This is a genomic window from Saccharothrix sp. CB00851 (assembly GCF_001905065.1).
Lineage (GTDB): Bacteria > Actinomycetota > Actinomycetes > Mycobacteriales > Pseudonocardiaceae > Actinosynnema.
On record NZ_LWLC01000034.1, the window covers coordinates 353,166 to 367,714 of the forward strand.

Genomic DNA, 14,549 nt, shown 5'->3' on the forward strand with positions numbered 1-14,549 from the left:
GCGCAACCGGGAAAGGGGTTGCCCTTCCGGCTCGCCGGCAACCTTACTCGCTGGTAGCAGCGTTCCCGTAAAGCTTCTCGTTTCGTAGGACGCCCGGGCAGGCATCCTGGGGTGGTGACCGAGACGCTGGAGGCGAGCAGAACCGCCATCACCCACGTGCCCCTGTCCACCGCGCCGCTACCTCCGCTGGACACAACGATCCAGCCGTGGCCTGGTGACTACGTCGAGGTGGGCGGGCACCGCGTGCACGTCCGCCGCACCGCGGGACCGGCCGACTCGAAGGCCGTCTACGTGCACGGACTGGGCGGTTCCTCGACGAACTGGACCGACCTCGCCGCGCAGCTGCGCGAGCACGTCGACGGCCACGCGCTGGACCTGCCCGGGTTCGGCCGCTCGGAGCCGATCGACGGCTACGACTTCCGGATGACCACGCACGCGCGGCTCGTCACCGAGTACATCGAGTCGCTGGACGACGGTCCCGTGCACCTGTTCGGCAACTCCATGGGCGGCGCGATCACGTTGATGGTCGCGGCGTCGCGGCCGGACCTGGTCCGCACGCTGACGCTGGTGTCACCCGCCGTGCCGGACCTGCGGGTGAGCCTGCGCCGGGTGTCGGACCGGCGGCTGCCGTTGGCGTTCCTGCCGGTCGTCGGCCCGCGGGTGCGGGAGCAGCTGGCCGCGGTGACGCCGCGTGAGCGGACGCACCAGATGCTGCGGCTGTGCTTCGCCGACCCCCACTCGGTGCCGGCGAACCGGATCGGGCAGAGCGAGGAGGAGTACACCGAGCGGTCGGCGCAGGCGTGGGCGGGCAACGCGCTCAGCGCCAGCACGATCGACCTGATCCGGTCGTGGCTGGTGCCGAGGTCGAAGTCGATGTGGCTGCTGCCGCCGAAGATCACCGCGCCGACGCTGGTCGTGTGGGGGACCGAGGACCGGCTGGTGAGCGTGCGCAAGGCGCCGCGGGTGGCTCGGCTGATCCCGCGCGGGCGGCTGCTCGTCCTGCCGCGCACCGGGCACGTGGCGCAGATGGAACGGCCGGTGTCGGTGGCGCGCGCGGTGGTGGGCATGTGGGAGGCGGTCGAGCGACACCAGTGGTAGCGACATCACTGGTAGCGACACCGGTGGTGACGCACAGGTCACCTGGAATCCGCCATCCGGGTGCGGTTGTGGCACCCTGGTTCCCGTGAACCGGACGTCGCAGGGCGCGCGTGACACGGCGCCGTCCCACGATGGCCGGCCGTTGTCCGAGGACCGCTACCGCCGCGGCACGCGCCGCACCGGCGCGGAGCCGCTGGCCGCGTCTTGGGAACCGGCTGGTCGCCGGCGTCGCCAGCGGCGCCGGGGCGTGAAGGGCCTGATCGCGGGGTACGGGTGGCGGATCTACGCCATCCCGGTGCTGCTCGTGCTCACGGCGCTGGTCGTGCTGGACACCGCCGCGCCGTCCACGATCGCCGGCGGCCAGACGAACCCGGCCGACCCGGGCGCCGGCACGTCCGCGCCGCCGACGACCACCGGCCCGCCCGAGGCGACCGAGAAGCCGCCGGTCGAGATCGACCTGAAGAACTTCCCGACCGCGCAGCTGCCGGACGGGCCGAAGTTCTCCGAGCAGGGCGCGGGCACGTTCGCCGTGATCCCGGGCACCACGCAGCCCGCGGGCACGGGCGGCAAGCTCTACCGGTACGCGATCGCCATCGAGGACGGCGTCGAGCCCGCCGACTACAACGGCGACCGCGAGGCGTTCGCCCGGACGGTCGACGGCATCCTGGCCGACCCGCGCAGCTGGATCGGCACCGGCCAGGCGACCATGCAGCGCGTCGAGGGCGGGCCGTTCGACTTCACCGTGAGCTTGACCACGACCGCCACCACGCACGCCATGTGCGGGTTCCAGATCCAGTTCGAGTCGTCGTGCTGGCACCAGGGCACCAAGCGGGTGGTCATCAACGCCGCCCGGTGGGTGCGGGGGGCCAAGGTCTACGGCAACGACATCAGCGCGTACCGGACCTACGCGATCAACCACGAGGTCGGCCACGTGCTGAAGAACCCGCACGAGGGCTGCAAGGAGAACGGCAAGGCCGCGCCGGTGATGATGCAGCAGTCGTTCGGCGTGGCCAACGACTACGTCGCCCAGCTCAACTCCGTCGACTCCAGCAACCGGTACGCGGTGGAGGCCAACGGCCTGGTGTGCACGCCCAACCCCTTCCCGGTCGCGCCGCAGTGACATGGCGCAGTGACGTGGCGCCGCCTCCGGCGTCGCGGCTCGGTCGCCTGGAAGTCGATCGTTCGCGCCTGATTTTCCGGCGATCGAAAAGCGTGATCGCCGGAAAATGAGTCGCGAACGATCGACGCGACCTCGCGGCGGGGTAGGGGTGTCCGGTGACGGGCGCGGAAGTTCTGTCCCGAGCCTTGGGACGACTTCCCATCGGGGAAGACGGACGGGCAGGCTGGTGTTGTCCGTCGGTACAGGACATGTTTCGTCGAGGAGGACTCAGATGGCGCTTCCGCCGCTCGTGGAGCCCGCAGCGGAGCTGACCAAGGAAGAAGTAGCGCGCTACAGCCGCCACCTGATCATCCCGGACGTCGGGGTCGACGGGCAGAAGCGGCTGAAGAACGCGAAGGTCCTGGTCGTCGGAGCCGGTGGCCTGGGCAGCCCGGCCCTGCTCTACCTCGCGGCGGCCGGCGTCGGCACGCTCGGCATCGTCGACTTCGACGTCGTCGACGAGTCGAACCTCCAGCGCCAGGTCATCCACGGCCAGTCGGACGTCGGCAAGCCGAAGGCCGAGTCGGCGCGGGACTCGGTCGCCGAGATCAACCCGTTCGTGAAGGTGGTGCTGCACCAGACCCACCTGAACTCGGAGAACGCGCTCGACATCTTCCGCGACTACGACCTCATCCTGGACGGCACGGACAACTTCGCCACCCGGTACCTGGTCAACGACGCGGCCGTGCTGCTGGGCAAGCCGTACGTGTGGGGCTCGATCTTCCGGTTCGAGGGCCAGGTCAGCGTGTTCTGGGAGGACGCGCCCAACGGCCAGGGCCTGAACTACCGCGACCTCTACCCCGAGCCGCCGCCGCCCGGCATGGTGCCGTCGTGCGCGGAGGGTGGCGTGCTGGGCGTGCTGTGCGCGTCGATCGGGTCGGTCATGGTGACCGAGGCGATCAAGCTGCTGACCGGCATCGGCGACCCGCTGCTCGGCCGCCTCATGGTCTACGACGCCCTGGAGATGTCCTACCGGACCATCAAGATCCGCAAGGACCCGGAGAGCCCGAAGATCACCGAGCTGATCGACTACGAGGCGTTCTGCGGTGTCGTGTCCGACGACGCCCAGCAGGCCGCCGCGGGCAACACGATCACGCCGCTGGAGCTGAAGCAGAAGCAGGACAGCGGCGAGGACTTCCTGCTGGTGGACGTCCGCGAGCCGCACGAGTACGAGATCGTGAAGATCCCGGGCTCGGTGCTGATCCCGAAGGACCGCATCCTGTCGGGCGAGGCGTTCGCGGAGCTGCCGCAGGACAAGCAGGTCGTGCTGCACTGCAAGTCGGGTGCCCGGTCGGCGGAGGCGCTGGCCGTGCTGCACCAGGCGGGGTTCAAGGACGCCGTGCACGTGGGTGGCGGTGTGCTGGCGTGGGCGCGTGAGGTCGACCCCTCGCTGCCGACGTACTGATCGGCGCCCGCACACCGGCGCCCCGCTGACCGACGCTTCGCAGGGGTCCCCGCCAAGGGGGCCCCTGCTGTGATTTTGCCAGGTGGGACCGACAGCGGGCGGCGGGCGGGCGCGGGCCTGTGGACAACTGCGTGTTACAGGTCACAGCCGGCGCGTTTCCTGCTGAGACCGCAATAATGCGGTTACGCCGAATGCGTGGACACCGCGTGTTCGAACCCCTCACGTCCACCAACGCGAGCCCCGCTCCAGGTAGCGTGCCGGCCGTGACCACTCCGGAGCCGCCACCGTCGCACGTGCGCGCCGCGTTCGGCGCGCGTGACGCCGAGCCGGAGCTGATCGACGGCGGCCCGGTCTGGCGGTGCGGTGACGCGGCCATCCGGCCCGCGGGCAAGCCGGCCGAGGCCACCTGGGTCGCCAAGACCCTCGACGTCCTCGACGTCGAGAACCTGCGCGTCGCCCGCCCCCTGCGCTCCACGGACGGCCGTTACGTCGTCGGCGGTTGGGCGGCGACCAAGTACCTCTCCGGTCGGGCCGAGCCGAGGCACGACGAAGTGGTGGACGTGGCCGTCAAGCTCCACCGAGCCACGGCCGATCTGCCCAAGCCCCGCTTCCTGGACGCCCGGACCGACCTGTTCGCCACGGCCGACCGCTGCGCGTGGGACGAGGAGAAGGCCGAACTGGACCCCGACCTGGGCGGCCGGTTGTTCGAGCAGTGCGCGGCCTACCGCAAGCCGGTCATGCTCAAGCCCCAGGTCGTGCACGGTGACCTGTTCGGTACCGTCCTGTTCGCCGGTGACGCGGCACCCGCGATCATCGACTTCGTCGCGTACTGGCGGCCCGCGCCCTACGGTGCCGCCGTCGTGGTCGTGGACGCGCTGTCCTGGGGTGGCGCGGATCACGGCCTCCTCCAGCGCTGGTCCCACTTGGACGACTGGCCGCAAATCCTCCTGCGAGCAACCCTGTTCCGCCTCGCAGTCCACGCCCTGCACCCCCGTTCGAGCAGACAATCTCTCGTCGGACTGGAGCGAACGGCCGCACTCGTGCTCGATTCCCTGTGACCTCACCCGCTTCGCGCCAACCACGAGCAGGCAAGTTCGCGTGGACGAAACAATTCGCGTCCTATCGTTAACAGCCGCTTCTTACCGTCGGGCTCGTGACCGCCTCCGCGAGCATCGACACGCACTGCCCGTACTGCGCGCTGCAGTGCGCCATGTCGATCACCAACGGCAAGGTGTCGCCGCGCGAGTTCCCGACCAACCGCGGTGGGCTGTGCCAGAAGGGCTGGACGTCGGCCGAGCTGCTGACCTCGCCCGCCCGCCTGACCACGCCCCTGGTCCGCCGTGACGGCGAACTCCACCCCGCCACCTGGGACGAAGCCCTCGACCTGATCGCGGCCAAGCTCCAAGCCCTCCGCGACACCCACGGCCCGGACTCGGTCGCCGTGTTCGGCGGCGGCGGACTGACCAACGAGAAGTCCTACCTGCTGGGCAAGTTCGCCCGCGTCGCGCTGGGCACCTCCCAGATCGACTACAACGGCCGGTTCTGCATGTCGAGCGCCGCCGCCGCGGGCATGAAGGCGTTCGGCCTGGACCGCGGCATGCCGTTCCCGGTCACCGACCTCGACCGGGCGGACGCGATCCTGCTGGTCGGCGGCAACCCGGCGGAGACGATGCCGCCGTTCGTGCAGCACCTGAAGAACGCCGAGCTGATCGTCATCGACCCCCGCCGCACGGCCACCGCCGAGCAGGCCACGCTGCACCTGCAGCCCGCGCCGGGCACGGACCTCGCGCTGGCCCTCGGCCTGCTGCACACGGCCGTGGCGGACGGCCACCTGGACAAGGACTACCTGGTCGAGCGCACCACCGGCTTCGACGACGCCTGGCGGATCGCCGCGACCTGGTGGCCGGAACGGGTCGAGCGCGTCACCGGCGTGCCCGTGGCCGACCAGCGCGCCGCCGTCCGCATCCTGGCCGAGGCGCACAACGCCTTCATCCTCACCGGTCGCGGCACGGAGCAGCACGCCAGCGGCGCGGACACGGTCTCGGCGTGGATCAACCTGGCCCTGGCCCTGGGCCTGCCCGGCCGCGAGTACTCGGGCTACGGCTGCCTCACCGGCCAGGGCAACGGCCAGGGCGGGCGCGAGCACGGTCAGAAGGCCGACCAGCTCCCCGGCTACCGCAAGATCGACGACCCGGCGGCCCGCGAGCACGTCATGAACGTCTGGGGGGTGGACGACCTGCCCGGATCGGGCCGTTCCGCCTACGAGCTCCTCGACGCCCTCGGCCAACCGAACGGCCCCAAGGCGCTGCTGGTGTTCGGCAGCAACGTGATCGTCTCCGCACCCCGTTCGCAGCACGTCGCCGACCGGCTCAAGGCACTGGACCTGCTGGTCGTCGCCGACCTGGTGCTGTCCGAGACCGCCGCCGTCGCCGACGTCGTGCTGCCGATCACGCAGTGGGCCGAGGAGAGCGGCACGATGACCAACCTCGAAGGCCGCATCCTCCTGCGCCAGGTCGCCGTGACCCCACCCGAAGGCGTGCGCAGCGACCTGGACGTGCTGCGAGGTCTGGCCACCCGGTTGGGTCAACCGGCCGAACGCTTCCCGACCGAACCCGAAGTGGTGTTCGAGGAACTCCGCCAGGCCTCCAAGGGCGGCGCTGCGGACTACTCGGGTGTGACCTACGAGCGCCTGCGCCAGGGGGAAGCCCTGCACTGGCCCGTCGTCCAGGAGAGCACGCCGCGGCCCTTCCTCGACCGGTTCGCCCACCCGGACGGCCGGGCGAGGTTCATCCCGGTCGAGCACCGGGGGCCGGTCGAGGTGCCGGACGAGGACTACCCGTTGCAGGCCACCACCGGCCGCGTCCTGCAGCACTACCAGTCCGGCGCGCAGACCCGGTTGGTGCCCGAGCTGAACCGGGCCGAGCCCGAGGTCTACGTCGAGGTCCACCCGGACACCGCGACCCGCGCCGGGCTGGCCGACGGCGGGATGGTCGCCGTGGTCTCGCGGCGCGGCCGGACGGTGGCGCGGGTGCGCTGCGTGCCGTCGATGCGGATCGACGTGGTGTTCCTGCCCTTCCACTACGCGGGCGAGGGCCGGGCCAACCTGCTGACCAACCCGGTGCTGGACCCGACCAGCCGGATGCCCGAGTTCAAGGTGTGCGCGGTCCGATTGGAGTCGGTATGAGGAACGTTGTCATCGTGGGCTACGGCATGGCCGGTGCCCGGTTGGCCGACGAGATCCGCCGCCGCGACCCGAAGGCGGAACGGGTCTCGGTGACCGTGCTGGGCGACGAGGCGCACCCCGCGTACAACCGGGTGCTGCTGTCCAGCGTGGTGGCCGGGTCGCTGACACCCGAGGCCGTGCGGCTGCACGACCCGGACTGGGCCGCGAAGCACCACGTGGACCTGCGGCTGGGTGGGTCGGTCAGCAAGATCGACCGGACCCGGCGGGTGGTGCACGTGGGCGACCAGGAGGTGCCGTACGACTCGCTGGTGCTGGCCACCGGCGCCCGGTCGTGGGTGCCGCCGACACCGGGGCTGCTCGACGGCAACGGCGACCTGGCGCCCGGAGCGGTGGCGTTCCGCTCGCTGGACGACTGCGCCCGGATCGTGGACCACGCCTCGCCGGGGACGCCGGTCGCGGTGCTCGGCGGCGGGCTGCTCGGGCTGGAGGCCGCGCGCGGCTTGGCCGGACGCGGCTGCCTGGTCACCGTGGTCCACCCGGTCGGGCACCTGATGGAACGGCAGCTCGACGCGGGCGCGGGCCGGGTGCTGGCGACCACGTTGGAGGGCCTGGGCATCGAGTTCCGGCTCGGTGTGCTGGCCACGAAGTACACGCCCGGCGAAGGGCTGGAGCTGGACGACGGCACGCACGTGCCCGCGGACCTGGTCGTCGTCTCGGCAGGCGTGCGCGCGGAGACGAGCCTCGCCGACGAGGCGGGCATCGAGGTCGACCGGGGCATCCTCGTGGACGACGCGCTGCGCACCTCCGACCCCAGGGTGCACGCCATCGGCGACTGCGCCCAGCACGTCGGCACGGTGTCCGGCCTGGTGCAGCCCGCGTGGGAGCAGGCCGCCGTGCTGGCCGACCGGCTCACCGGCGTCGCGCCCGCCGCCCGGTACGCGGGCACGACCGTGGTGACCAGGCTCAAGGCGCGTGATGTCGACCTGGCCGCGTTGGGTGACGTGCACGTGGGCGTCGACTCGGCCGACGACGAGGTGCTGTGCTTCCAGGACCCGGCCCGCGGCCGGTACGCCAAGCTGGTGCTGCGCGACGACAGGGTGACCGGCGCGATCGTGCTCGGCGCGCCGGACGCGGCGGCGGCCATCACCCAGCTGTTCGACCGCGGCCTACCCGCGCCGACCGACCGGCTCGCGCTGCTGCTGGGCCGCGCGCTGCCCGCCGAGAACGAGGCCAGCCCCGCCGACCTGCCCGCGTCCGCGGTGGTGTGCCGGTGCAACACGGTCAGCAAGGGTCAGCTGGTCAGCGCGTGGCGGGCGGGCGCGACGACGCTGTCCTCGATCGCCGAGGTCACGCGCGCGAGCACCGGCTGCGGGGGCTGCAAGGACGCGGTGTGCGGGATCGTCGACTGGCTCGCCGCCTCACAGCCCCAGTCCGCGTGATGTGCAGAGGAGTTGCCGCCGACGACACCTGTCCGAACGTCGGGGTAACGGACCGTTCTTAGTGTTCCCACAACGGGAAATCGGTGTCCGGGAGGGTCCAATGAGCACGGTGATGGAGACCGCGAGCGTTGCGCCTCAGGCGAAGCGCGGTGGTCGGTGGATCGAGCACTGGGAGCCGGAAGACCCGTCGTTCTGGGAGTCGACCGGCAAGAAGATCGCCCGCAAGAACCTCTTCTTCTCCATCCTGGCGGAGAACCTGGGCTTCACCGTGTGGAGCCTGATGAGCATCGTCGTGGTCAGCCTCGGTCCGGTCGGCTTCAGCTTCAGCGTCGGCCAGACGTTCTGGCTGCTCATCGTGCCGAACCTGGTCGGCGCGGTGCTGCGCATCCCCTACACGTTCGCGGTGCCGAAGTTCGGCGGACGCGCGTGGACCACGATCAGCGCCGGCCTGCTGCTGATCCCCACCACGATGCTGGCGATCGCGGTGAGCAACCCCGGCACGCCGTACTGGTTCTTCCTGCTCACGTCGGCCGCGATGGGCTTCGGCGGCGGCAACTTCTCGTCCTCGATGGCCAACATCTCGTTCTTCTACCCGGAGGGCAAGAAGGGCCTGGCGCTCGGCCTGAACGCGGCGGGCGGCAACCTCGGGGTGGCGATGGTGCAGCTGGTCGTGCCGATCATCATCTCCCTGGGCACGGGCATCAACCTGGCCTACGCGGCGCTGTTCTGGATGCCGTTCATCATCGTCGCCTCGGCGTCCGCGTGGTTCCTGATGGACAGCCTCACCCAGGCCAAGCCGGACGGCACGTCGTACCAGAAGGCGATGTCGAACAAGCACACGTGGGTGATGTCGTTCCTGTACATCGGCACGTTCGGCTCGTTCATCGGCTTCTCGTTCGCGTTCCCGTCGCTGATCAAGCTGAGCTTCGTGGACTACAAGAGCTTCGTCGGCCTGGCCTTCCTCGGCGCCCTCATCGGCTCGGTGAGCAGGCCGTTCGGCGGGTGGCTCGCCGACCGGTTCGGCGGCGCGCGGATGACGATGGCGGTGTTCCTGGGCCTGGCCGCGGGCACGGTCAGCCTGCTGGTCAGCATCGAGATCCGCAGCTTCGCGCTGTTCTTCGGCTCGTTCATCGCGCTGTTCGTGCTGGCCGGCGTGGGCAACGGCTCCACCTACCGGATGATCCCGGCGATCTTCATGGCGCAGACCGAGGACGTCCGGTCGGCCAAGCGGCAGGCAGCCGCCGTGGTCGGCATCGCGGGCGCGATCGGCGCGTTCGGCGGCGTGCTGGTGAACCTGGTGTTCAAGTTCTCGCTCGAGGGCAGCAAGACCCTCGCGCCGGCGCTCACCGCGTTCCTGGTCTTCTACGGCCTCTGCATGGCCACCACCTGGTGGTTCTACATGCGGCGCCGGGTGTTCGCCCGCGTGCCGAGCCTCGCCTACGCCGGCGTGTGACGCACACAACGCTCTGAAGTGCGGCGTGAGTCTGCTTTAACGCCTGCGCAACATTCGCGACCTTGGCACGACACGGTGCCCGGTGAGCATTGACCCGGGCAGAAGAAGGGATTGGTCCCATGACGCGAACGCTGGTGGTGGTCGGTCACGGCATGGTCGGTCACCGGCTCGTGGAGGCCCTCCGGGAGAAGGACGTGACCGGTCAGTGGCGGGTCGTCGTGTTCGCCGAGGAGACCCGTCCGGCCTACGACCGGGTCGCCCTGTCGTCCTACGTGGACAGCTGGGATCCCGAGTCGCTCAGCCTCGCGCCGCACGAGGACGAAGCCGTCGAGCTGCACCTGGACGACAAGGTGGTGCACCTCGACCGCGACAACAAGGTCGTGCGCACCGCGAGCGGCCGGACGCAGTCCTACGACGCGCTGGTCCTGGCCACCGGCTCGGTGCCGTTCGTGCCGCCGGTGCCCGGCCGTGACCTGCCCGGGTGTCACGTCTACCGCACCATCGACGACCTCGACGGCATCCGGGCCACGGTCGAGTCGGCGCGGGCCGCCGGTCGGCACGCGGGCATGGTGCTCGGCGGCGGCCTGCTCGGCCTGGAAGCGGCGAACGCGCTGCGCGGCATGGGCATCTCCCCGCACGTCGTGGAGCTCGGGCCGCGGCTGATGCCGTTGCAGGTGGACGAGGGTGGCGGCGGCCTGCTCAAGCGCCTGGTGGAGAAGCTGGAGCTGACCGTGCACACCGGCACGTCCGCGTCCTCCATCGAGCAGGACGGCGAACGGCTCATCGCCAAGCTGTCCAACGGCGTGGAGCTGGACCTGGACGTGGTGGTGTTCTCCGCGGGCATCCGGCCGCGCGACGAACTGGCCCGCGAGTCCGGCCTGGAGGTCGGCCCGCGCGGCGGCGTCGTGGTCGACCAGGGCTGCCGCACGTCCGACGAGCACGTCTACGCCATCGGCGAGTGCGCCAACCTCGACGGCATGGTGTACGGGCTGGTCGCGCCGGGCTACTCGATGGCCGAGGTGGTCGCGGACCGGCTGCTCGGCGGCGAGGCGGAGTTCCCGGGCGCCGACCTGTCCACCAAGCTCAAGCTCCTCGGCGTGGACGTCGCCTCGTTCGGCGACGCGCACGCCAAGGAGGAGGGCGCGCTGGAGGTCGTCGTCAACGACGCCGTGGCGGGCACGTACGCCAAGGTAGTCGTGTCCAGCGAAACCACAGCCGCGAAGTCCGCTCTACTGGGCGGCATCCTGGTCGGTGACGCGTCCAAGTACACGATCCTGCGCTCGCTGGTCGGCCGGCCCGTGCCCGGCGACCCGGTGGCGCTGATCGGGCCGGAGGGCGGCGTCGAGCTGACGATGCCGCACGACGCCCAGGTGTGCTCGTGCCACGCGGTCACCAAGCAGCAGATCGTGGACGTGGTCGACTCCGGTGACGCCGTCGACGTGCCGGGCATCAAGGCCTGCACCAAGGCGGGCACCGGCTGCGGTTCGTGCGTGCCGATGCTGAAGAAGCTGCTGTCCGAGTGCGGTGTCGAGCAGTCCAAGGCGCTGTGCGAGCACTTCGAGCACTCGCGGGCCGAGCTGTTCGAGATCGTCCGCTCCACCGGCGTCACCACGTTCTCCGAGCTGGTGTCCCGGTACGGCCGGGGCCACGGCTGCGACATCTGCAAGCCCGCCGTCGCCTCGATCCTCGCGTCGCTGGACAACGGCCACGTGCTGGAGGGCGAGCAGGCCACCCTGCAGGACACCAACGACCGGTTCCTGGCCAACATGCAGCGCAACGGCACCTACTCGGTCGTGCCGCGCATCCCCGGCGGCGAGATCACCCCGGAGAAACTGATCGTCATCGGCGAGGTCGCCCGCGACTTCGGCCTCTACACCAAGATCACCGGCGGGCAGCGGATCGACCTGTTCGGCGCGACCGTCGACCAGCTGCCGCAGATCTGGAAGCGCCTGGTGGACGCCGGGTTCGAGTCCGGGCACGCCTACGGCAAGGCGCTGCGCACGGTGAAGTCGTGCGTCGGCACCACGTGGTGCCGCTACGGCGTGCAGGACTCGGTGTCGCTGGCCATCGAGCTCGAACTGCGCTACCGCGGCCTGCGGTCGCCGCACAAGCTCAAGTCCGCCGTGTCCGGCTGCGCGCGCGAGTGCGCCGAGGCGCGCGGCAAGGACTTCGGCATCATCGCGACCGAGAACGGCTGGAACCTCTACGTCGGCGGCAACGGCGGCTTCACCCCGCGCCACGCCGACCTCATCGCGTCCGATGTGGACACCGAGACCCTGATCAAGCTGATCGACCGGTTCCTGATGTTCTACATCCGCACCGCGGACCGGTTGCAGCGCACCTCGACCTGGATCGAGTCGCTGGAAGGCGGGCTGGACCACCTGCGCGACGTCATCGTCAACGACAGCCTCGGCATCTGCGCCGACCTGGAAGCCGCGATGGCCAAGCACGTGGACAACTACGCCGACGAGTGGCGCGGCGTGCTCGAGGACCCGGAGAAGCTGGCCCGCTTCACGTCGTTCGTCAACGCCCCCGGCACGCCCGACCCGACGATCTCGTTCCGGGAAGAGCGCGGCCAGAAGGTGCCTGTCCTGCTGGGTGTTCCCACCTTCAACGAGGTGGAGAGTCAGGTGGAGGTTTCCCGATGACGCCTGTGTGCGAGTTGAGCGCCCTCCGGCCCGACCAGGGGGTCGCGGCCCTGCTGCCCGACGGTTCCCAGGTGGCCGTGTTCCTGACCTCGGCGGGCACGGTGCACGCGTTGGGCAACATCGACCCGTTCAGCGGTGCGGCGGTGCTGGCGCGCGGCATCGTCGGCGACCGCGGCGGTGTGCCGGTGGTGGTGTCGCCGGTCTACAAGCAGGCGTTCGAGCTCTCGACCGGCAAGTGCCTGGACGACCCCTCGACCGGGGTGCCGGTGCACCCGGTGGTCGTGACCGACGGCGTCATCCAGGTCGGGTCACCGTGAACGCCGCCCCGCTGGCCGGGTACACGGTCGGGGTGACCGCCGCCCGGCGGGCCGACGAGCTCTCGGCTCTCTTGGAGCGCAAGGGCGCGACCGTGCTGCACGGCGCCGCCATCAGGATCGTGCCGCTGCCCGACGACGCGGAGCTGCTGGCCGCGACGCGGCTGGTGGTGGAGGAACCGGTGGACGTCGCGGTGGCGACCACCGGCATCGGCTTCCGCGGCTGGGTCGAGGCCGCGGAGGGGTGGGGCCTGGGCGCGCGGCTGCTGTCGCGGCTGTCCGGGGCGCGGGTGCTGGCCAGGGGGCCGAAGGCGCGGGGCGCGGTGCGTGCCGCCGGATTGGTGGAGGCGTGGTCGCCGGAGGGGGAGAGCAACGCCGAGCTGCTCGACCACCTGTTGCGGACCGGTGTGTCCGGCAAGCGCATCGCCGTGCAGCTGCACGGCGAGCCGTTGCCGGAGTTCACGTCGACCTTGCGCGCGGCCGGTGCCACGGTCGTGGAGGTCCCCGTCTACCGCTGGACCGGCCCGGCCGACCCCGCGCCGCTGGAACGGCTGCTGGAGGCCGTGCTGGCGGGCCAGGTGGACGCGCTGACGTTCACCAGCGCGCCCGCCGCCGCGTCCGTGCTGCGGGTGGCGGAGGGGATGGGCAAGCTGACCGAGCTGACCTCCGTGCTGCGGCGGGACGTGCTGGTGGTGGGCGTCGGCGCGATCACCGCCGGACCGCTCGTGGCGGCGGGCATCCCGGTGGTGCAGCCCGCCCGTGCCCGGATCGGCGCGCTGGCCCGTGAGCTGACGCTGGAACTGCCCGCCCGGGCGACCCGGCTGCGGATCGCGGCCCGGGACATCGAACTGCGCGGCCAGGCCGTGGTGGTGGACGGTGAACTGCGCCCCGTGCCGCCCGCGCCGATGGCCGTGCTGCGCGTCCTGGCCGCCGCGCGCGGGCGGGTGGTGTCGCGGCGCGAGCTGCTGGCCGCGCTGCCCAGCGGCGGTGAGGAGCACGCCGTGGAGACCGCGATCGGCCGGCTGCGCTCGGCGCTGGGCGAACCGCGCATGGTCGCCACCGTCGTCAAGCGCGGCTACCGCCTGGCCATGGACCCCGCCGGAGTCGCGGTATGACCCTCGTCCTCGTCGCGCACGGCACCCGCGACCCCGCAGGTGCCGTTGTGGTGGAAGAAATCGCGTCCCTGGTGCGTGCCCGGCTGGGTGGCGTGCCGGTGCGGGTGGCTTACGCGGACGTGCGGCAGCCGGACGTCACCTCGGTGCTGTCGTCCGTCTCCGGCCCGGCCGTCGTCGTGCCCGCCTTCCTCGCCGCCGGGTACCACGTGCGGGTGGACATCCCGGAGCAGGTCGAGGCCTCCGGTCACCCCGATGTGGTGATCACGGACCCGATCGGGCCCGCGTTGCTGCCCGCGCTGCTGGCCCGGTTGACCGAGGCCGGGTGGACGCCGGGCGACTCGGTGGTGCTGGCCGCGGCGGGGTCCTCGGACCCGCGGGCGCTGGCCGACGTGCGGGCGGTCGCCACCGCCTTGTCGCACCGGGTCGGCCCGGTCACCATCGGCTACGCCGCGACCGCCGAGCCGCGCATCACCGACGTGGTGGCCGCGGCGTCGGGTCGGGTGGCGGTGGCGTCGTGGTTGCTGGCGCCCGGTCTGTTCCACCAGGTCGTGGCCGAGTCGGGCGCGGCCGTCGTGGCGGCGCCGATCGGGGCGCACCTGCGGGTGGTGGAGGCGGTCCTGCTGCGGTACTACGAGGCCCGCTGCTTCCAGGACGTGGCCTGAAGTCGCGAATCCGCTGACGCGGGTCACTACCGCGGTCGATGATCGCGGCATGGGCGTGAGATGGCTGTCGGA

Annotated in this window: 11 protein-coding genes; all 11 read left to right on the plus strand. The window is 71.3% G+C overall.

Features of this window, described 5'->3' with window-relative positions; genetic code table 11:
• Positions 1-114 precede the first annotated feature (114 nt).
• The 11 genes from A6A25_RS30495 to A6A25_RS30545 all read left to right on the plus strand — a co-directional run bounded on the left by A6A25_RS30495 (position 115) and on the right by A6A25_RS30545 (position 14,477).
• Positions 115-1,098: an alpha/beta fold hydrolase gene (locus tag A6A25_RS30495; protein ID WP_073896221.1), complete on the plus strand. Its 984-nt coding sequence runs from the start codon at positions 115-117 to the stop codon at positions 1,096-1,098.
• 85 nt (positions 1,099-1,183) lie between these two features.
• Entirely contained in the window at positions 1,184-2,218 is a 1,035-nt protein-coding gene (locus A6A25_RS30500; RefSeq protein ID WP_073896014.1) for a DUF3152 domain-containing protein, read from the plus strand.
• Positions 2,219-2,489: 271 nt separating this feature from the next.
• Positions 2,490-3,662, plus strand: coding sequence for an adenylyltransferase/sulfurtransferase MoeZ (gene moeZ / locus A6A25_RS30505; RefSeq protein WP_073896015.1), 1,173 nt, complete (start codon positions 2,490-2,492; stop codon positions 3,660-3,662).
• A gap of 263 nt (positions 3,663-3,925) precedes the next feature.
• The gene (locus A6A25_RS30510; RefSeq protein WP_073896222.1) at positions 3,926-4,720 is read left to right on the plus strand and encodes a TIGR02569 family protein; all 795 of its coding nucleotides are present in this window, start codon (positions 3,926-3,928) and stop codon (positions 4,718-4,720) included.
• A 152-nt stretch (positions 4,721-4,872) separates the two neighbouring features.
• Positions 4,873-6,846 (plus strand): molybdopterin oxidoreductase family protein, encoded by a 1,974-nt coding sequence (locus A6A25_RS30515; protein ID WP_073896224.1) that lies wholly within the window; start codon positions 4,873-4,875, stop codon positions 6,844-6,846.
• Positions 6,843-8,285 carry an FAD-dependent oxidoreductase gene (locus tag A6A25_RS30520; RefSeq protein ID WP_073896017.1) on the plus strand — a complete coding sequence of 481 codons (1,443 nt, stop codon included), beginning with the start codon at positions 6,843-6,845 and terminating at the stop codon, positions 8,283-8,285. Before A6A25_RS30515 ends, A6A25_RS30520 begins: the two co-directional genes overlap by 4 nt.
• 100 nt (positions 8,286-8,385) lie before the next feature.
• Positions 8,386-9,738, plus strand: a complete 1,353-nt coding sequence (locus tag A6A25_RS30525) for an MFS transporter (protein WP_073896019.1) — start codon at positions 8,386-8,388, stop codon at positions 9,736-9,738.
• Between the two features lie 119 nt (positions 9,739-9,857).
• Positions 9,858-12,386, plus strand: a complete 2,529-nt coding sequence (gene nirB, locus A6A25_RS30530; RefSeq protein WP_073896021.1) for a nitrite reductase large subunit NirB — start codon at positions 9,858-9,860, stop codon at positions 12,384-12,386.
• Entirely contained in the window at positions 12,383-12,703 is a 321-nt protein-coding gene (gene nirD, locus A6A25_RS30535; protein WP_073896023.1) for a nitrite reductase small subunit NirD, read from the plus strand. The genes nirB and nirD overlap by 4 nt, the downstream gene beginning before the upstream one ends.
• A complete protein-coding gene (locus A6A25_RS30540; RefSeq protein WP_073896025.1) occupies positions 12,700-13,815 on the plus strand; it encodes a uroporphyrinogen-III synthase in 1,116 nt (371 codons plus the stop codon). Before nirD ends, A6A25_RS30540 begins: the two co-directional genes overlap by 4 nt.
• The gene (locus A6A25_RS30545; RefSeq protein WP_073896027.1) at positions 13,812-14,477 is read left to right on the plus strand and encodes a sirohydrochlorin chelatase; all 666 of its coding nucleotides are present in this window, start codon (positions 13,812-13,814) and stop codon (positions 14,475-14,477) included. The genes A6A25_RS30540 and A6A25_RS30545 overlap by 4 nt, the downstream gene beginning before the upstream one ends.
• Positions 14,478-14,549 lie beyond the last annotated feature (72 nt).

What these genes read in the sequence shown, in the direction of transcription:
- A6A25_RS30545 (WP_073896027.1), top strand. Translation starts at nt 13,812, where the DNA reads ATGACCCTCGTCCTCGTCGCGCACGGCACCCGCGACCCCGCAGGTGCC.
- A6A25_RS30515 (WP_073896224.1), top strand. Translation starts at nt 4,873, where the DNA reads ATGTCGATCACCAACGGCAAGGTGTCGCCGCGCGAGTTCCCGACCAAC.
- A6A25_RS30525 (WP_073896019.1), top strand. Translation starts at nt 8,386, where the DNA reads ATGAGCACGGTGATGGAGACCGCGAGCGTTGCGCCTCAGGCGAAGCGC.
- nirB (WP_073896021.1), top strand. Translation starts at nt 9,858, where the DNA reads ATGACGCGAACGCTGGTGGTGGTCGGTCACGGCATGGTCGGTCACCGG.
- A6A25_RS30520 (WP_073896017.1), top strand. Translation starts at nt 6,843, where the DNA reads ATGAGGAACGTTGTCATCGTGGGCTACGGCATGGCCGGTGCCCGGTTG.
- nirD (WP_073896023.1), top strand. Translation starts at nt 12,383, where the DNA reads ATGACGCCTGTGTGCGAGTTGAGCGCCCTCCGGCCCGACCAGGGGGTC.
- moeZ (WP_073896015.1), top strand. Translation starts at nt 2,490, where the DNA reads ATGGCGCTTCCGCCGCTCGTGGAGCCCGCAGCGGAGCTGACCAAGGAA.